Annotated in this window: 17 protein-coding genes; 9 read left to right on the forward strand and 8 right to left on the reverse strand. The window is 70.9% G+C overall.

The window, feature by feature from the left end; translation table 11 throughout:
* Nucleotides 1-4 precede the first annotated feature (4 nt).
* The gene (locus tag ACBJ59_RS44550; protein WP_375116142.1) at nucleotides 5-1,159 is read right to left on the reverse strand and encodes an acyl-CoA dehydrogenase family protein; all 1,155 of its coding nucleotides are present in this window, start codon (nucleotides 1,157-1,159) and stop codon (nucleotides 5-7) included.
* A 108-nt stretch (nucleotides 1,160-1,267) separates the two neighbouring features.
* Between ACBJ59_RS44550 and ACBJ59_RS44555 the strand changes: the two genes are divergently transcribed.
* The gene (locus ACBJ59_RS44555; protein ID WP_375116143.1) at nucleotides 1,268-1,879 is read left to right on the forward strand and encodes a TetR/AcrR family transcriptional regulator; all 612 of its coding nucleotides are present in this window, start codon (nucleotides 1,268-1,270) and stop codon (nucleotides 1,877-1,879) included.
* Here ACBJ59_RS44555 and ACBJ59_RS44560 read toward each other — a convergent pair whose 3' ends face one another.
* Both ACBJ59_RS44560 and ACBJ59_RS44565 read right to left on the reverse strand, forming a co-directional pair.
* Complete coding sequence (locus ACBJ59_RS44560; protein ID WP_375116144.1) at nucleotides 1,880-2,698, reverse strand: MaoC/PaaZ C-terminal domain-containing protein; 819 nt, start codon at nucleotides 2,696-2,698, stop codon at nucleotides 1,880-1,882. It abuts the gene before it with no gap.
* Between the two features lies 1 nt (nucleotide 2,699).
* Nucleotides 2,700-3,599 carry an SDR family oxidoreductase gene (locus ACBJ59_RS44565; protein ID WP_375116145.1) on the reverse strand — a complete coding sequence of 300 codons (900 nt, stop codon included), beginning with the start codon at nucleotides 3,597-3,599 and terminating at the stop codon, nucleotides 2,700-2,702.
* A gap of 74 nt (nucleotides 3,600-3,673) precedes the next feature.
* On the opposite strand from ACBJ59_RS44565, the gene ACBJ59_RS44570 reads away from it, so the two are divergent.
* From ACBJ59_RS44570 to ACBJ59_RS44580, 3 genes are read left to right on the forward strand one after another with little or no spacing between them, the layout of a single operon-like run.
* On the forward strand, nucleotides 3,674-5,107 hold the full coding sequence (locus ACBJ59_RS44570) for an MFS transporter (RefSeq protein ID WP_375116146.1): 1,434 nt from the start codon (nucleotides 3,674-3,676) through the stop codon (nucleotides 5,105-5,107).
* Nucleotides 5,108-5,121: 14 nt separating this feature from the next.
* The gene (locus tag ACBJ59_RS44575) at nucleotides 5,122-5,550 is read left to right on the forward strand and encodes an acyl-CoA thioesterase (protein ID WP_375116147.1); all 429 of its coding nucleotides are present in this window, start codon (nucleotides 5,122-5,124) and stop codon (nucleotides 5,548-5,550) included.
* Complete coding sequence (locus ACBJ59_RS44580; RefSeq protein WP_375116148.1) at nucleotides 5,547-6,710, forward strand: MFS transporter; 1,164 nt, start codon at nucleotides 5,547-5,549, stop codon at nucleotides 6,708-6,710. Before ACBJ59_RS44575 ends, ACBJ59_RS44580 begins: the two co-directional genes overlap by 4 nt.
* On the opposite strand, the gene ACBJ59_RS44585 is transcribed toward ACBJ59_RS44580, so the two are convergent.
* The 4 genes from ACBJ59_RS44585 to ACBJ59_RS44600 all read right to left on the reverse strand — a co-directional run bounded on the left by ACBJ59_RS44585 (nucleotide 6,705) and on the right by ACBJ59_RS44600 (nucleotide 10,330).
* Nucleotides 6,705-8,213, reverse strand: coding sequence for a glycoside hydrolase family 13 protein (locus tag ACBJ59_RS44585; RefSeq protein WP_375116149.1), 1,509 nt, complete (start codon nucleotides 8,211-8,213; stop codon nucleotides 6,705-6,707). The genes ACBJ59_RS44580 and ACBJ59_RS44585 overlap by 6 nt on opposite strands.
* A gap of 18 nt (nucleotides 8,214-8,231) precedes the next feature.
* Entirely contained in the window at nucleotides 8,232-8,612 is a 381-nt protein-coding gene (locus ACBJ59_RS44590; RefSeq protein ID WP_375116150.1) for a globin, read from the reverse strand.
* A gap of 9 nt (nucleotides 8,613-8,621) precedes the next feature.
* On the reverse strand, nucleotides 8,622-9,485 hold the full coding sequence (locus ACBJ59_RS44595) for a mechanosensitive ion channel family protein (RefSeq protein WP_375116151.1): 864 nt from the start codon (nucleotides 9,483-9,485) through the stop codon (nucleotides 8,622-8,624).
* Nucleotides 9,486-10,045: 560 nt separating this feature from the next.
* Nucleotides 10,046-10,330: a hypothetical protein gene (locus ACBJ59_RS44600; RefSeq protein WP_364127243.1), complete on the reverse strand. Its 285-nt coding sequence runs from the start codon at nucleotides 10,328-10,330 to the stop codon at nucleotides 10,046-10,048.
* 277 nt (nucleotides 10,331-10,607) lie between these two features.
* Between ACBJ59_RS44600 and ACBJ59_RS44605 the strand changes: the two genes are divergently transcribed.
* From ACBJ59_RS44605 to ACBJ59_RS44625, 5 genes are all read left to right on the forward strand, one after another.
* Nucleotides 10,608-12,143 (forward strand): XRE family transcriptional regulator, encoded by a 1,536-nt coding sequence (locus tag ACBJ59_RS44605; protein ID WP_375116152.1) that lies wholly within the window; start codon nucleotides 10,608-10,610, stop codon nucleotides 12,141-12,143.
* Nucleotides 12,144-12,155: 12 nt separating this feature from the next.
* The gene (locus tag ACBJ59_RS44610) at nucleotides 12,156-12,644 is read left to right on the forward strand and encodes a GNAT family N-acetyltransferase (RefSeq protein ID WP_375116153.1); all 489 of its coding nucleotides are present in this window, start codon (nucleotides 12,156-12,158) and stop codon (nucleotides 12,642-12,644) included.
* A gap of 290 nt (nucleotides 12,645-12,934) precedes the next feature.
* Nucleotides 12,935-14,170 (forward strand): DMT family transporter, encoded by a 1,236-nt coding sequence (locus ACBJ59_RS44615; RefSeq protein ID WP_375116209.1) that lies wholly within the window; start codon nucleotides 12,935-12,937, stop codon nucleotides 14,168-14,170.
* 200 nt (nucleotides 14,171-14,370) lie between these two features.
* Entirely contained in the window at nucleotides 14,371-16,080 is a 1,710-nt protein-coding gene (locus ACBJ59_RS44620) for a tetratricopeptide repeat protein (protein WP_375116154.1), read from the forward strand.
* A 236-nt stretch (nucleotides 16,081-16,316) separates the two neighbouring features.
* Complete coding sequence (locus ACBJ59_RS44625) at nucleotides 16,317-16,769, forward strand: hypothetical protein (protein ID WP_375116155.1); 453 nt, start codon at nucleotides 16,317-16,319, stop codon at nucleotides 16,767-16,769.
* Between the two features lie 13 nt (nucleotides 16,770-16,782).
* Here the strand turns inward: ACBJ59_RS44625 and ACBJ59_RS44630 are convergent, their stop codons facing one another.
* Nucleotides 16,783-17,727, reverse strand: coding sequence for a zinc-binding dehydrogenase (locus tag ACBJ59_RS44630; protein WP_375116156.1), 945 nt, complete (start codon nucleotides 17,725-17,727; stop codon nucleotides 16,783-16,785).
* Between the last annotated feature and the right edge of the window lie 39 nt (nucleotides 17,728-17,766).

Below are 17,766 nucleotides of genomic sequence, written 5' to 3' on the forward strand. Positions count from 1 at the left end.
TCCGTCACTCCCCGATGAGGCCGAGCCGCGCGTGCCCCTTGATCAGGTTGCGGGCGATCGTCCGCCGCTGGATCTCGTCGGTCCCCTCGAAGATGCGCAGCAACCGCAGCTCGCGGTACCACCGCTCGATCGGCAGCTCCTTGGTGTAGCCCATACCCCCGTGGATCTGCAGCACCCGGTCGACCACCTGGTTCGCCATGACGGCGCCGTTGAGCTTGGCGATGGAGGAGGCGTGCCGGGCATCCATGCCCTGCGAGACCCGCCAGGCCGCGTACAGCGTCAGCCACTTGGCGGCCTCGATCTCCACCTGCGAGTCGGCGATCATCCACTGGATGGCCTGGTACTCCGAGATCGTCTGCCCCATCGACTTGCGGATCTTGGCGTAGTCGACGGCCATGCCCAGCATGCGCTCGGCGGACCCGATGGCGCGGGCCGGGATCATGTAGCGCCCCTGCCCGATCCACTGCATGGCCAGCTCGAAGCCCTTGCCCAGCTCGCCGAGGATGTTCTCCTCCGGCACCCGTACGTCCTGGAACACCAGCGACGCGGGGCCCCACTCGCCCATGGTCGGGATCGGCTCGGACTTCCAGCCCATGTCCCGGTCGACCAGGAAGCAGGTGACGCCGTACGGCTCGGTCACGGCGAACACCATGACGAAGTCGGCCTCGTTCCCGCCCGTGATGAACGTCTTCTCGCCGTTGACCACCCACTCGGCGCCGTCGCGGGTGGCCCGGGTGCGGATGTTGCGGGCGTCGGAGCCGGCGCCCGGTTCGGTGATGGCGAAGCAGGAGCGCCGCTCGCCCTCGATGGTCGGGATCAGGTAGCGCCGCTTCTGCTCCTCGGTGCCGGCGTAGAGGATGTTGTCGGCGCTGCCGCCGAAGGAGAAGGGCACGAAGGTGCGGCCGATCTCCATGGCGATGATCGCGGACATGATCGGGCCGAGCGCGGCGCCGCCGTACTCCTCGGGGGTGTTGATCCCCCAGAAGCCGGACTTCCTGGCCTTGGCCCGCAGGTCCCGCAGCACGTCGGGGGCCAGGCCGGGGCGGCCCTCGCGCTCGTTGCGCAGGACCTCGGGCTCCAGCGGCATGACCTCCTTCTCGATGAAGGACCGGACGGTGTCGCGGATCTGCCGTTCCTCGGGGGTGAGCGAGAAGTCCACAGCCGCCTCCTGAAAATTTCTAGAATCGTTCTCTAGGAAGAGATTCCAACTGTTACGGTCATGTGTCAAGAATCAGATTCTAGAATTCGAGCGGCTAGGATTGCCGGTATGGCACGCAAGTCCTCGTGGGAGTGGAGTCGCACGGCCCAGACGCGCAAGAGCATGTTGCAGGCGGCTCGCGAGGTCTTCAGCGAGCACGGCTTCGCCGACTCCAACGTGGCCGAGGTGGTCGCCCGCGCCGGCTCCAGCGTCGGCAGCCTCTACCACCACTTCGGCGGCAAGACCGAGCTGTTCCTCGCCCTCTACGAGGACCACCAGGCCGCCCACGAGCAGGCGTCGGCCGCCAGCGTGGCCAAGGCGAGGAAAGAGGGCGTGGACGATCCGGTGGAGCTGCTGATCGCGGGCGCGCGGGCCTACCTCGCCGGGGCATGGGAGCGGCGCGACCTGGTCAGGCTGTTCATCGACGGCGACGGGCCGCCCGGGTTCGAGCTGATCCGGCGCACCCGGGGGCGCGAGTGGGTGCGCCAGAACGCGGTGCTGCTCGGCGCCGGGGGCGACCCGCTCGACCGCTTCACCGTGGCCGTGCTGACCAGCATCATCGGCGAGGCCGCCCGCGAGGTCGCCACCTCCGACAGCGAGGAGGAGGCCCAGGAGGTCATCGAGGCGGCGATGACGCTGATCCACCGCCTCGACCCCCTTCGGGTGCTCGACGAGGGCTGATCAGGCGATCGTGGCCCGGCCCCGGTCGATCACCACGGTCCCGTCGTCCTTGGCGGTACGGAACAGCACGTCCGCGCCGTCCACCCAGATCGACACCGTGAGCGACTCCCCGGGCAGCACCGGGCTGGAGAACCGCCCCGACATCGCCCTGAACCGCCCCGGATCCGACTTCGCCACCGCGTGCAGCAGCGCCCGGCCCGTCACCCCGTACGTGCACAGCCCGTGCAGGATCGGCCGGCTGAACCCGGCCCTGGCGGCGAACTCGGGGTCGCTGTGCAGCGGGTTGTAGTCGCCGGACAGCCGGTAGATCAGCGCCTGCTCCGGATGCGTGGAGTAGGTCACCTTGTGGTCGGGCGCCCGGTCGGGCAGGGCCCACTCGTCCCGCGGCCCCCGGTCGCCGCCGAACCCGCCCTCGCCCCTGATGAACACCGAGCTCCGCGAGGCGATCACCAGCTCGCCCGTGCTCAGGTCCACGGCCCTGGCCTCGGAGGTCACCAGCGCCCCCGAGCCCTTGTCGTAGATCCCGGTCACCTTCGAGGTGGTCCGCACGCCGCCCGCGGCCGGCAGCTCCCGGTGCAGCTCGAAGCCCTGCTCGGCGTGGACCAGCAGGGCCGGGTCGAAGTCGCCCAGCCGCCGCCCCGGCGCCTGGGCCGCCAGCACGGCGAACGTCGGCAGCACCCGCTGCCCCTTCTCCGTGGTGAACTCCAGCTCGCCGGTGCCCGCTCCGACGCCGAGCGCGTACAGCATGGTGTCCTTCGAGGTCCACGTGCGCTCGTGCGCCGGGCTCTCGACACCCACCAGGGTGTGGTCGAGCGGCATGTCAGTCCTCCCGTCCGGGGATGCGGCCGTTGGTCAGAGCGTTGGGCGCGGCCTTCTCGACCAGGGCGGGGATGACCGAGCCCAGCTCGGCCGGGTCCCACCGGCCGCCCTTGTCCACGCCGGGGCCGGCGTGCCAGCCCTCGGCCACGCTGATCACGCCGGCGCGCACGTTGAACACCCGCCCGGTGATCCCCTTGGCCTCGGCACTGGCCAGCCAGACGACCAGCGGCGCGATGTCGTCGGGGTCGGCGCCGGTGGCGCCCGCCGGTATGAGGTTCTCGGTCATGCGGGTGAGGGCGGCGGGGGCGATGGCGTTCACGGTCACGCCGTAGCGCTCCAGCTCCCTGGCCGCGATGACGGTAAGGCCCGCGATGCCCGCCTTCGCGGCGCCGTAGTTGCCTTGCCCCGGGTTACCGTAGATGCCGGAGGACGAGGTCGTGTTGATGATCCGGGCATCCACCTGTTCGCCCGCCTTCGCCTTGGACCGCCAGTACGCGGCGGCGTGGCGCAGCGGCGCGAACGTGCCGCGCAGGTGAACCCTGATCACGGAGTCCCACTCGTCGGCGGTCATGTTGACGAGCATCCGGTCGCGCAGGATGCCCGCGTTGTTGACCAGCACGTCCAGATCGCCGAAGGTGTCGATGGCGGCCCGGATCAGCCGCTCGGCGCCGTCGAAGTCGGAGACGTCCTCGCCGTTGACGATCGCCTGGCCGCCCATGGCCTCGATCTCCGCCACCACCTCGGCCGCGGCCCCGGACGAGCCGGTGCCGTCCACCTCCGCGCCCAGGTCGTTGACCACCACCTTCGCCCCCTGGCGGGCGAACTCCAGCGCGTGTCCCCGTCCGATGCCCCTGGCCGCACCCGTGACGATCACCACGCGGCCCTCGACTATTCCACTCATCCGACACCTCGATCCTTGACCGGCTGACGATGTGAACTGGATTCTAGTATTAAAATCTAGAAAGGACAGGCCCATTGGCCGCGACCACGACCACTCCCATCGGGTACGCCTGGCGAACGCTGTCGGTCGTGAGCCTGGCCAGCGTGCTGACCGGGCTCGGCGGCAGCGCGATCAACGTCGCGCTGCCGGAGATCGCCAGGCACACCGGCGCCGACGCGACGGCCGCGGGCTGGATCCTCCTGGGCTTCCAGTTGACCACGACCGTCCTCATGGTGGTATTCGGGCGGCTGGCGGATCTGTTCGGCCGGCGCAGGATGTATCTCTTAGGACTGTCCACCTACACGGTGGCCGCCCTCCTCGCGGGCCTGGCGCCGAACGCGTGGGTGATCGTGGCCATGCGCGTGCTGCAGGCCGCGGGGGCCGCCATGCTGCTCACCAACAGCGCCGCCCTGGTCAGCGACGCCTTCCCGCGCGAGCGGCTGGGGGAGGGCATGGGCGTGTACGTGGCGTCGTTCTCGATCGCCGGGCTGATCGGGCCGACGCTGGGCGGGGTGCTGGCCGAGAACCTGGGCTGGCGCTGGGTGTTCTGGTTCAACGTGCCGATCGGCCTGATCTGCCTGGTCTGGGGGGCGATCGTGCTGCGCAGGCCGACCCAGGACCGAGCCGAGAGCGGGCTCGACGCGCCGGGGAACGTGCTCGTCCTGGTCACGCTGGGCGGGCTGCTGCTGGCGCTGTCGGAGTTCACCAGGCTGGGCTGGACGCACCCCGTGGTGCTGGGCGGGCTGGCGGCCTTCGCCGTCGGGCTGCCGCTGTTCGTGCTCAGGGAGCGGCGGGCCGCGTATCCGGTGGTGGACATGGGCCTGTTCCGGGAGCGGGCCTTCGCCTTCGGGACGCTGGCCTCGTTCCTCAACGCCGTGGCCCGCATGGGCATGGTCTTCTTGGTCGCGCTCTACTTCCAGGCCGTGCGCGGGGACGATCCCGTACAGGCCGGGCTGAAGGTGCTGCCGCTGGCCATCGCCGCCATGATCGCCTCGGTGACCTCGGGCTTCCTGCAGCGGCTGACCAGCGCGCGCACGCTGGCCGTGGCCGGGGCCGCGACCACCACCTGCGGACTGGTGGTCATGCTCGCCGTGATGTCGTCGGACATGCCGTACCCGGCCGTGGCCGCCGGGCTGGTGCTCATCGGGCTCGGCTCGGGCGTTTTCCTGCCCTCCAACACCACCGCCATCCTGGACGGCCTGCCCTCCAACCGGCTCGGCATCGTCAACGCCATGCGCCTCATGGTGCAGAACACCGGCAACGTCGTCGGCACCGGCCTGGTCCTGTCGATCATCACCGCACCGCTGCCCGCCGAGCTGCACCAGAGCGTCTTCGCCGGCACGCTGGCACAGCTCTCGGGCGGCGCGGTGGAGCAGCTCGTGACCGGCTACCGATGGGCGCTCGGCTCCATGGCCGCGATCTCGGTCCTGACCGTGCTCGCCTGCCTGGCCCGGCGCAAGGCCACCTAGCGCGGGCGGGTACGGTGGCGGACGTGGTTGAACGCACCCCGGCCGAACGGCACATCTATCCGCGCACGGTGAGATTCGGCGACGTCGACTCTCAAGGGCACGTGAACAACGTGCGCTTCCTCGACTACCTCGAGGACGCTCGCTTCGGCATGTTCCACATCGATCCGTACAACGCGGGCGACGAGCCGTTCAAGGGCCTGGTGGTGACCCGCCACGAGATCGACTACCGCCGCCCGCTCGGCTTCCGCGCCCACCCCGTACGCGTCGAGACCTGGGTGACGGAGATCAGGTCGGTCCGGTTCACGCTGCGCTACGAGATCCGCGACGACGAGGCGGTTTACGTGACCGCCATGTCCGTCCTGGCCGCCTACGACGTCGATCGGGCGGCCCCCCGCCGGCTCACCGAGACCGAACTGGCCTACCTCAAGCGCTACGCGGAATGAAACGCTGGCTGATGCTGGCGCTGGGCGTCAACGCCCACGCCGGTGTCACCTTAGGCCTGTTCGGCCTGCCGCTGGTCATGCCGGAAATTGAGCGACATTTCGGTGTTTCCTTGGTCGTGGCCGGGATCATGGCGAACGCCCCGGCCCTGGGGGTCATGGTCGCTCTCGTCGCCTGGGGCGCGCTGGCCGACCGGCACGGCGAGCGCCTGATCCTAGGTGTGGGTGTGGGGCTGGCGGCCGTCCTGTTCGCCTCGGTCGCGTTCGTGGAGCGGGCCTGGGTGGTGGTCGTGTTGCTCGCCCTGGCCGGCGCGGCGGGCTCGGCCGCGATGGTCGGCGGCGGCCGGATCGTGCTGCGCTGGTTCGAGCCGCCCGAGCGCGGCGTCGCCATGGGCGTGCGGCAGGTCTCCTTCACCCTCGGCATGGCCGTCGGCGCCTTCGCGCTGCCGCCGGTCGCGCTGGCGTACGGCCTGCCCGGCGTGCTGATCGTCTGCGCCTGCGTGAGCCTGCTGGCCGCCGTGCTGGCCGGGCTCTTCCTGGCCGAGCCGCCGCGCGCGCTCGCCGGGTCCGGCGCGGCGGCGACCGGCTCGCCGTACCGGCAGCCCGCGTTGTGGCGGGTGCACGCCACCAGCGCGCTGCACGTCGTGCCGCAGGTCGTGGTCAGCACGTACGGCGTGACCTGCCTGGTCAGGACCTACGGCTGGGACGGTGTCGGCGCCGGGCAGCTCTTCGGCGTGGCGGCGATCGGCGGGGCCGCCGTGCGCGTCGCGGTCGGGCGCTGGTCCGACCGGACGGGCCTGCGCATGCGGCCCCTGCTGCTGCTCACCCTCGGCAGCGTGGCGGTGCTCGCGCTGCTGATCACCGGCACGCTCACCCGCACCTGGCTCGGGCCCGCCATGCTCGCGCTGGCCGCGGTGACGACCGTGGCCGGCAACGGGCTCGCCTACCTCGCGGCGGGCGAGCTCGCCGGTCCCTCCTGGGCGGGTCGCGTGCTCGGCACCCACAACACCGTCCAGAACGTCGTCTCCCTGGCCGTCACGCCGCTGGCCGGAGTGCTGATCACCAGCACCGGGTTCTGGGCGGCCTTCGCGGCGGGGCTGGCGTGCGCGCTGATCTCGCTGCCCGTCATCCCCTTCCGCGGTGAGAGCGCCGCCGGGCTATGACGCGCGCCGCAGCCACACCGCAGTGTCGGGCGGCAGCAGCCCCCTCTTGAGCGGCCCGCTCGACAGGATCACCTCGTCGTGCTCGGGCAGGTGTACCGGGCCCATGCCGCAGTTGATCGCGCAGATCAGCGGCCCGCGGTAGAAGAAAAGCGCTCCCTCGGGAGAGTCCATCCACTCCAGCGTGTAAGGAATGGATCGGGCCAGGTCACGGCGGCAGGCCAGGGCCCGGCGGTAGAACTCCAGCGTCGAGTCGGCGACCCCCTCCTGCTTCTCGACGCTCAGCTCCGCGAACGTGTCCGGCTGCGGCAGCCACGGCTCCGCCCCGCCCGCCGAGAACCCGTGGGAGGGCGGGTCCACCGTCCACGGGATCGGCACCCGGCACCCGTCACGCCCCGGCAGCTTGCCCTTCGACTGGAAGAAGACCGGGTCCTGCCGGGCCTCGTCCGGCAGGTCGGTCACCTCGGGCAGCCCCAGCTCCTCGCCCTGGTAGAGGTAGGCCGAGCCGGGCAGGGCCAGCATGGTCAGCACCGCCGCCCTGGCCCGCGCCAGGCCCGTGCCGGGGTCGGCCGTGCCGTAGCGGGTGCGGTGGCGTACGACGTCGTGGTTGGACAGCACCCACGTGGCGAACGGCACCGTGGACAGCGTGTCGTCGATCACCTGCTTGAACGCCGTCGGCGACCACGGCGCCTGCAGCCAGGCGAAGTTGAAGCTCTGGTGCAGCTCGTCGGGCCGCACGTAACGGGCGAGGTCCTCGGGACTGTCGGTCCACACCTCGCCCACGGCCATCCGCTCGCCCGGATAGCTGTCCAGCAGCCGCCGCCAGTCGCGGTAGACGCCGTGCACCTCCGGCTGCCCCCACACCGGCGAGACCGCCTTGAACGACTGGTCGCCCACGTCGGGCAGCCCCTCCGCCTTGTACAGGCCCATCGCCACGTCGATGCGGAACCCGTCGACGCCCCGGTCCAGCCAGAACCGCAGCACGTCCAGGAACTCCGCGTGCACCTCGGGGTTGCGCCAGTTGAAGTCGGGCTGTCCCGGTGCGAACAGGTGCAGGTAGTACTGCCCGTCCGCCACCTGCGTCCAGGCCGGGCCGCTGAAGGTGGACTGCCAGTTGTTGGTCGTGTCGCGGAAGATGTACCGGTCGCGGTGCTCGCCCCGCAGCGCCGCCTGGAACCAGGGGTGCTCGGACGAGCTGTGGTTGGGCACGACGTCCACGATCACCCGCAGCTCGTGCCGGTGCGCGTCGGCGACCAGCGCCTCGAAGTCCGCGAGGGTGCCGAACAGCGGGTCCACGCCGCGATAGTCGGCCACGTCGTAGCCGCCGTCGGTCATGGGGGAGGGGTAGAACGGGGTCAGCCAGATCGCGTCGACGCCCAGCTGCTGGAGGTAGGGGAGGCGCTCGCGCACTCCGGTCAGGTCGCCGACGCCGTCTCCGGAGGCGTCGGCGAAGCTGCGAACGTAGATCTCGTAGACGACTGCATCACGCCACCAGGGGATATCCATGTGGCGTGTCATGCCCCGTTACGCGGGAGAGTTCACCAGGCTGTGGGCGGCGTAGACCAGATAGTCCCAAAGCTTGGTCGCCTGGTCCTCCGGCAGATCGAGGGAGTCGACCGCGTCACGCATGTGGCGCAGCCAGGCGTCCCGCTCGGGCTCGCCGATCACGAACGGCATGTGCCGCATGCGCAGCCTCGGGTGGCCGCGCTGCTGGCTGTAGTCGTTGGGGCCGCCCCAGTATTGGATCAGGAAGCCCCGCAGCCGCTCCTCGGCGCCCGTCAGATCGGGCTCCGGGTAGAGCGGCCGTAGGAGCGGGTCTTCCGCGACCCCCTCGTAGAAGCGATGCACGAGGCGCCGGAAAGTCTCCTCGCCCCCGACGGCGTCGTAGAAGGAGGTCTCTGTCACGGTCCTAGCCTATGCGGTGGCGACCATGGGGATGCCCGCGGTGTCGAGCGCCGACTTGACCCTGAGCCTGAGCTCCCTGGACACCTCGGCCTGCGCGGCGGGCAGCGTCTTGGCGGAGATGCGGAACACCAGCGAGCTGTCGGACAGCTGCTCGACGCCGAAGACCTGCGGCGGCTCCACGATCTTGCTCTCGCGCAGCTCGGGGTCGGCCCAGATCTCCTCCGCCACGTGCTCCAGCAGCACGCGCACGCCGACCACGTCGGCGTCGTAGGCCACCGGGACGTCCATGTACGACCGCGACCAGCCCTGCGACTCGTTGCCCACCCGGGTGATCGTGCCGTTGCGGACGTACCAGACGCGGCCGTCCACGTCGCGCAGCCGGGTGACGCGCAGGGTGACCGCCTCCACCGTGCCGACCGCGGCGCCCGCGTCGATCACGTCGCCCACGCCGTACTGGTCCTCCAGCAGCATGAACATGCCGGCGATGAAGTCCTTGACCAGTTCCTGAGCGCCGAAGCCGATGGCCACGCCCAGGATGCCCACGCTCGTCAGAAGGGGCGCGATGGGGACCGTCAGCCGGTCGAGCACGGTCAGCACCGCGGTGCCCAGGATGACGATCGAGGCGATGTGCTTGAGCACCGACCCCATCGTCTCCGCGCGCTGCTTGCGCCGCTCGTGCAGGAGCGCGTCGATCCCGTCCGTCGCGGCGTTCTTGCGGAAGCGACTGGTGATCGAAGCTCCCGTCGCCGCCCGGTTGACCACTCTTGTGATGACCCGGTGCGCGATGTTGCGGAGCACGAACGCGAGCACGAGTATCAGGACGACGACGACCATCATGGCCGCCAGCGGTGCCCAGCCTGCGTTGTCGAACATCCCCGCAAGACTAGAGCAAACCGGGTCGTCCTGGCAGGTCACGGCCACTTGTGAGGTCATTTTGTCGATATCGGTCAGAATCGACGGAGACGCGGGTGGTGGCGATGGCGTCACCAGCAGTAACACTATGGTGGATCCCCCTCCGGAAGCGGTTCGGCCGGCTCTTTGGACCGATTCGATCCAAAAATACCGCCGACTGAACCGCCCGCCGTCACATCACGCCGGGGAAGACGGGGTCGCCGGCTCTCTGGGCCGCGGAGGGAGAGAGACGGCGCTCCGATGACGGACGGCTCGGTCCGGGACACGCACCCGGAAGCATGTCCCGTGCCGGTTCCGGGAGGGATCCCCCGAACACCCGCCCGGCGCACCGGGCGGGCGGCTTCGCGCGTACGGCGCGCGGCGCCGTACGTCTTGGGTGTTGTGGCGGGCCGGAACCGGCGGAGTGACCAGGGCTCCCGCATTCGGGAAACCCTCCGCACCGGTCACTCCGCCGGCTCCCAGGAGCCGCCGCGGGGTGCGGTGAGCCGTGGTGGCTGCGCTCCACCCGGTTCACCGCGTCGTCACTCCCCCACGGCGGCGAGCACGCGGGCGACCTTCGTCGCCGCACCGGCCGGGTCGTCGGCCGTGTGCATCCGTTCGCCCCAGGACCAGCAGTACCACCAGTCCGGCATGTCGGAGACGGCTGCCGGCCGACAGGTGACGTTCTCGGACAGGCTTGTCGCGTTCGGGTTGATGACCCGGACGAACCTGCGCCCGCTCTGGGTCTGGACCACTCGTGCGAGCAGCCCGCGAGCGCCGAGTTCGGCCACGAGGCGCTCCAGGTGCTCGAAGTTGTCGTCCCCCACCGTTCGTCCCTCCCTTGGGAATCGTTGCTGGTGGGCCAAAGATGTCCCATGTCAAGGGTCGGCGCAACGAGCCGTTCTGCTCACGGGGAGTCGCTTCTCACCTCATGGGTTGTAAGAAACAGTCCCGGGGAGGACGATCCTTAACCGTAGGCTTGCTACACGCGTTTCCAATCCCGCCGTCATTGCTTCATAGTCTTGGGGTAGGCGCACAGCAACTTGAGGGCTACGCTGAGTCACCAGTTGCGGACCGGTCGAGACATGCGTGAGAGGGGCCGGGATGTCCGGCAGACAGCACAGGGAGACGGAGATCGCCCGGCGGATCAGGGCCAGGGGCCTGGCCGCCGGGCGCACGTCGGCTCAGATAGCTGATGAGATCCATGAGGCGTGCACGGGCCTGTTCAGCACGACCCGCATCAAGGCGCATCGCCTGTCGTACGGGATCGCGCTGGCCGACGTCATCGAGCAGGTGCGCGCCCTGTTCGAGCGCGACGCGAAACCGATGCCCGGCATCGGCGAGACGCTGCTGTCCGCCTACGAGAGCGGGCTCAAGCGTCCTGGCCCCGAATACCTGCACTATCTGTGCACGGTCTACCGCGTCGAGCCGGTCGCGCTCGGCTACGACGCGCCGTGCATCTGCGGCCACGGTCACCGGATGCCCGGACTGCTGGCCCCCGACGTCAAGGAGCGGGCGCAGCTGCCCACCGAGCGGGAGCTGCAGATCGAGCCCATGGAGACCGAGCCCGACGCGGAGGAGGACGAGAACATCCTCCGGAGGACGCTATTAAATCTCCTCAACACCGACAGCAACGCAACCGGGCAGATCGACGGGCCGGTGCTCGGAGCGTGCGAGGGCATCAGGCGCCGGATGGACGAGACGCTGGTCTCGGCCACCGTGTCGGCCGCGATGCTCGACCAGTGGGAGGAGGCCACCGTCAGTTTCGGCCGCCAGTACACGACGACGGCCCCGCTGCGGCTGCTGTGCGACGTGCTGCTGGAGCTGAGCGCCGTACGCACGGCGATGTCCCGCCGCCAGCCCATCGACCTGCAGGAACGCCTGTGCAGGATGGCCGCCCAGCTGTCCGGCCTGAGCGGCATGATCCTGATCAACCTGGGCGACCACCGGCTGGCGCGGTCGTTCTTCCGCACCGGGCGCACGGCCGCCGACGAGACCGGCGACCGCGCGCTGCGCGCGTGGATCTGCGCCCGCGAGTCGCTCGTCCCCCTCTACTTCGGCGACGCGCGCGAGGCGCTCAACCTGGCCAAGAAGAGCCGCGACCTGGCCGGCTCCACCCCGTGCCCGGCGCAGGCGATGGCACCGGTCGTCGAGGCCAGGGCGCTGGCCATGATGTCCGGCGTGGACAGCAAGAAGGAGGTCGTCGACCAGGCCAAGCGCGCTCTGGCGCGGGCCAGGAACGCCTTCTCCCACATGAAGACCGAGGAGCAGGAGGACGTGGCCTTCGGCTACACCGAGAAGCAGCTCTACTTCTACCAGGGCGACGTGCTCACCAAGCTCGGCCAGACGATCGAGGCGGAGGTGGTGCTCGACCAGGCGCTGGACAAGTACGAAGACCACATCCTCGACCAGACGCTGATCAGGCTCGACCAGGCGCAGTGCAAGCTGCTCGACGGCGACGTCGGCGAGGCGGTGGCCATCGGCACGAAGGCCCTGAGCCTGGTGGGCGACGAATATCTGACCGACCTCATCGTGCGGCCCGCGCTGGCGCTCGAACAGGCCATCATCTCGCGGGACGCGCAGGCTCCAGGACTGCCGGGCTATCAGGCCGCGCTGCGGCGGCCCAAGCAGCCCACGTGAAAGGGAGGGTGGATGAAGCTGAAGATCAGACGCTATCGCTGGTCCGACCTCGACACCATCCTCGCACTCCACCGGATCGCCCTCGCGAGAGTGGGCCTGGTCCCCGGTGACGGCGTCTACTACGACGACGACTTCCCGCGGATCCAGGAGATCTATCTGGCCTGCGGCGGCGACTTCCTGGTGGGCGAGGTGGGTTCGCGGGTCGTGGCCATGGGCGGGCTGAAACCCGTCGACACCGACACGGCCGAGATGTGCCGGTTGCGGGTCCACCCCGAATACCAGCGGCGCGGGTTCGGCTCGGCCATGCTCGTGGCGTTGGAGCGGCGCGCGGTCGAGCTCGGTTTCCACTGCGTCAGGGGTGACACCACCCTCAACCAGGAGGCCGCGTTGTCGTTGTACGAGCGCCAGGGATGGCGTGAGCTCTCCAGGGAGCGAGTAGGCGACCTGACCGTCGTCTACATAGAGAAACGCCTGATCCCGCCTGCGGTCCTGGAACTCTAGACCGCACTCACCCAAGCGGCCCCACACCCCCTCCTGGGGCCCGCCACCCCCCGGTGACCTTGCCCCGAACTCCTCGGCGTGACCGCACCGCCGACACTCTCCGTGACGCTCGCCGATCGCCGAATTCCCCCGAGCGATATGTGCGACCGGTCCCTTATCGGCTTCCACGGATAAGGATGTACGAACCCGCGGGTGAGGCTCTTACCACCTAGGTGTAGACAAGCATCACCGGCTGCGCCCTGTACATCTACGGCTGCGAATAGTAGTGCCATGCTTTTCTCATGACAGGCATGCCCGCTCCCCGCCCCCTTCTGGGAGCCGTGCTTCTGTTGTTCGTCAGCGCCGCTTGGGGGTCGGCGTTCCCGCTGATGAAAGATCTCATTCTCCGGTTACCGGTTGAGGACCTGCTCGCCGAGCGCTATCTCCTTGCCGCGCTCACGCTGCTCCTCATCAAGCCGGGCTGCCTTCGGGGGCTGTCGCGGGGCACGTGGATCAACGGGGCCGTACTCGGGGTGATGTTCGGGATCGGGCAGGCGGCCCAGGCCGTCGCGCTCGACAGCCTGCCGTCGGCGGTGTCGGGGTTCGCCGTCGGGTGCAGCGTGATGATCACGCCCATCCTGTCGCTGGCGCTGTTCCGGCAGCGGGTGCCGCGGCGGATCTGGGCCGGGGTCGTGCTCGCGCTGGCCGGCATGACCGTGTTCACGTTGCTGCGTGGTGTGGAGGACCACGAGATCTCGGTGCTCGCGCTCGGCGTCACGCTCACCGCCGCCGCCCTCTACTCCGGCCACACGCTGCTGCTGGCACACCTGTCCAAGCGTCCCTCCGGCTTTCCCGCGTACGCGCTGACCGTGATCCAGCTCTCCACCATCGGCATCCTCACGGGAGGGGTCGCGGTGCGGGACGGGGTGTCGCTGCCGGCGAGCGTGCCGGACTGGCTGATCCTGGCGCATCTCTCCGTGGTGTCGTGCGCGCTGGGGTTCCTGGCCCGCTCCTACGGCCAGGCGCACGTGCCGGCCGTGCCGAGCCAGATCCTCATGTCCTCGCAACCGCTCTGGGTCGCCGCGATCGCGGTGATCTGGTTCCACGAGCAGATGGGCTGGAGCCTGGTCGTGGGCGGCGCGCTGATGGCCGGGGCGATGCTGCTCGCCCTGCCGGCCGGGGGTGCCGCTCAGGGAAAGGTACGCGGCCGCCGTGACCTGCTGGCCATCGCGACCCGGGCGCTGGCCGACCAGCGGGTCAAGCGGGCTGATCCGCTGCGGCTCCAAGGCGGCGCCCCGCCGTTCATCGACCGGAACGCCTGCGTGGACGCCGAGTCGTGCCCGTGGCAGACCCGCTCGCTCAAGGGGGGTGCGGAGCCCAGCCTGGAGCGGCTGATCGAGCGGGCCACCATCATCGTGCGCGCGAAGAACCTGCCCGGGCCCGGGTGCTGCCAGTCGGTCACCCTGCTCGGCCGGTGCCTGTGCGACTTGATGGAGGAAACCGGGCAGGCGCATACCACACGATTGCACCGTTGGTTTCGGTCCTAATAGGTTAGATATACCATTCAAAAGGCAAGTGCTTTTTATCCATTAGCCTCCCACTTATTCACGATAAACCTTGATATTCGGTGGGGTGACCCAATAATGGGTAATTAGCCCCGAGTGGAGAGGTATGTCATGAAGCGCATCGTAGTCCGCAAGCCTGGAACCGCGAGGCTGGCTGGGACCTCCAGCGTCATTCACAAGGGGTGACTGAGGAGAGGTCCCACCTCAGGGTCCAGGGCGAACCACCCGCCCGAACGGGGGCCGCGCGGCTGCTGGCGCCGTTGATCGACGCACATCGCCGGCCGCGTGGCCCCTACACCGTCGCCGCCGCTCTGCTGCGGAACCTGGTGCCGCCGGCGCTGGAGCGGTCGGCGGAGCTGGTGGCGGCCCACGACATCGAGATCCTGGCGGCGGCGCCCGAGCTGGCCGGGCTCGTACCGGCCGGGCGGGTCACGATCGAGGCCGGGCTGTCCGACGAGGAGCGCATCCTGGTCCCCGCGCCCCGCCGGACGTTACGGCTGGCCAACGGGCTCGCGGAGTTCGTCCGCGACGCCGTGCCCCCTGGGCGGGCGATCGCCGTGTGCAACGGCGACGCGGCCGACCCGACGGACACCGAGCTGCTCGACGTCATGATGCGGCGGATCCCGCCCGCCACGCTGGCGATCACGGTGTACTCCGGCGGCCCCGAGCCCGCACCCGACGCCCGGGACGCGGACGAGTTGTGGGCGGTCGTCGATCGGTGCATGCGGGAGGGCTTCCTGCACGCCGTGGCGGAGCTGGGGGAGCGGGGTATGGCGCGTACCGAGCCGGGTTCCGCCCGCTGGTGGCGCTTCGCCCAGCGCACCGCCACCGCGCTCGGCGGGCTCGGGCGCACGGCCGAGGCCCGCGAGGTCTGGGACCGGGTACGCCAGGGCAGCCAGGACCCGGCCATGCACGCCGCGGCCGCGTACGGCACCGCCATGCTCGACGCCCGCCATCCCGACCCCGCCCGCCGCGACCTGACCAGGGCCCGAGCCTGGATCAACGAGGCGATCGCCATCTCCACCCTCCTGCCCGACCCGGCCGAACGGGCGTTCAAGCTCGGCTTCGACCGCAACGGACTGGCGCTGATCGAGCTGCGGCACGGCCGGCTCGGGGCGGCGCTGTCGCTGGTGGAGTCGGCCATCGAGCTGGCCGGTGAGCTGGGGGAGCGGCACCCGGTGCACCGGATGGTGCTGCTGGCCAACCGGGCCCAGCTCCTGGCGGCGCTCGGGCACACCAAGGAGGCGCTGGAGGACTACGGGGCGGCGATCCGGATCGATCCGGCATTTCCCGACTACTACCTGGAACGTGGCAATCTCCTGTTCCGGCTCGGGCGGCACGAGGAGGCGCTGGCCGACTTCGAGCGCGCCATGCGGGCCGGGCCGCCGCTGCCGGAGGCCCACTACAACCGGGCGGAGCTGTGCACGGTGCGGGGCGACGTCGATGCCGCCCTCGACGACCTGGGGCGGGTCATCGAGCTGGACCCCGGCTACCTGGACGCCTACATCAACCGCGCCGGGCTGCTGGCCGCCTCGGACCGGGACGCCGAGGCCAGGGCCGACGTGGAGGCCGGGCTCGCCCTGGCGCCCGGCAACCCGCACCTGCTCACGGTGCTGGGCCAGATCGAGACGTCGGCGGGCCGGTACGACGCGGCGGAGGCGGCCCTGAACCTGGCCGTGGACCGGGCGCCCGCGCTCGCGTCGGCCTGGGGGAACCGGGGGGTGCTGCGCTACGCCATGGGCGACCTGGAGGGTTCGGTCGCCGACCTCACCCGCGCCATCGACCTCCAGCCCCAGCCCGACCTGTACGCCAACCGCGCCGTAGCCCTCCGCGCCCTGGGCCGTCACCCCGAAGCCGACGCCGACGACCACCACGCCACCCACCTCCCCTGACCCCCCCAACCGCCCTCGCCCCGCCCTGTGCCGTCCCGGCCCCGACCGCGCCGCTCACCGCCCCACCCCCGTCGGCCCCGCCCCGCGTCGGTTCCGCCCCGCGTCGGCCCCCGCTGTCCCGTGCCGGCCCGGGCCGGCACGGGCCGGGCCGCCTTGGGGGGGCCTGGTCCGCGTCGGGCTGGTGGTTGGCCCGGTCGGGGCGGCGTGGGAGCGGGGGCGGTGGGAGCATTAAGGGCATGAGGGGGCGAATGGGGCGGGCGGCCGTGGTGTGTGCGGCCTTGGGGGTGTGGTGGTGGGCCACCGTGCGGCTGGCCTGGTCGGGTGTCGGGTGTCAGGAGTGGGGTTGCCTGGTGCCGGCCGTCGGCGTGGTCGTGGTGATCAGCCTGGCCCTGCTCGCCGGGATCGCGTTCGCCCTGGAGCGGGTCGGCGTCCGGCCGGGGCGGCGGGTGGCGCTGGTGGCGGCCGGGATGCTGGTGGTGTTCAGGGTGGCCGGTGAGTCGCTGCCCTCCTCGACGTCGTCGCTCGCGCACGCGGCCGTGGCGGGCGCGGCGTTCGCGGTGGCGGGGGCGCTGGGGGCGTTCGTGACGGAGGCCGGGGTGGCGCGCCGGTGGCGGGTGGCGGCGTGGCTCGGGGTCGCCGCCCTGGTGCCGGTCGCATTTGTCGCCTCCTTGACGAGGTACGGCCTCTGACCCCGCCCCGCGGTCAGGTCGCGGATCCCGTACGGGGCCGCAGCAGGGTCTTGCCGGTGACCGTGCGCGCCTCGATGGCCGCGTGCGCCTCGCCCGCCGACTCCAGCGGGTACGTGGCCCCGATCACCGGCCGCAGGCGCCCGCGAGCGGCCAGCTCCAGGGCCTGCCTGGACAGCTCACGCAGGTCCGTCGAAGGCCAGCCCACCGCCGTCACGCGGGCATCGGGGGTGGTCATGGGCCCGCCCGCCATCCCGTACACGCTCAACCGCCCCCCGTCCTTCAGCAACCCCTGGGCCGCCGCGCCGATCTCGCCGCCCACCCCGTCGAAGACCACGTCCAGACCGCCCGTGGCCGCCCGCACGACGTCGGTCCAGCCCGGGTCGGTGTAGTCCACGGTCAGCTCGGCGCCGAGGCCCGCGGCCAGGTCGCGCTTGGCCACTCTGCTCGCCGCCCCGATCACGCGCGCCCCCGCGTCCCGGGCGAGCTGCACGAGGAGGCTGCCCACGCCGCCCCCGGCCGCCTCCACCAGCACCCACTCTCCCGCCCGGGGCGCGGCGGCCGCGGAAAGCCCCACCGCCGTACGCCCGTCGGCGAGCAGGGCCACCGCGACCTCGGCCGACAACCCCTCGGGGATGGGGATGAGGTCGCCGGCCCCGGCCACGGCCAGCTCCGCGTACCCGCCGTGGCCGCCCAGCGCGCTGACCACCCGCGTGCCCTCGAGCGCGGGGTCCACGCCGTCGCCGACGGCGGAGACCGTACCGGCGACGCCGTTGCCCAGGATCGCGGGCAGCGATGCGCGCCGCGGCCCCCGATCGGCCCGTATCTGCGTCTCCACGAACGTGATGCCGGCCACCTCCACCTCCACGAGCACCTGCCCGGCCCCGGGAACGGGATCCGGCACCTCCTCCGCGACCAGAGTCTCGGGCCCTCCGTACCGCCTCAGCACCACCGCACGCATGCCACACCTCACTTCAATCGGAGCGATCTGCTCCGGAAG

It is taken from the genome of Nonomuraea sp. MTCD27, assembly GCF_041950495.1.
Lineage (GTDB): Bacteria > Actinomycetota > Actinomycetes > Streptosporangiales > Streptosporangiaceae > Nonomuraea.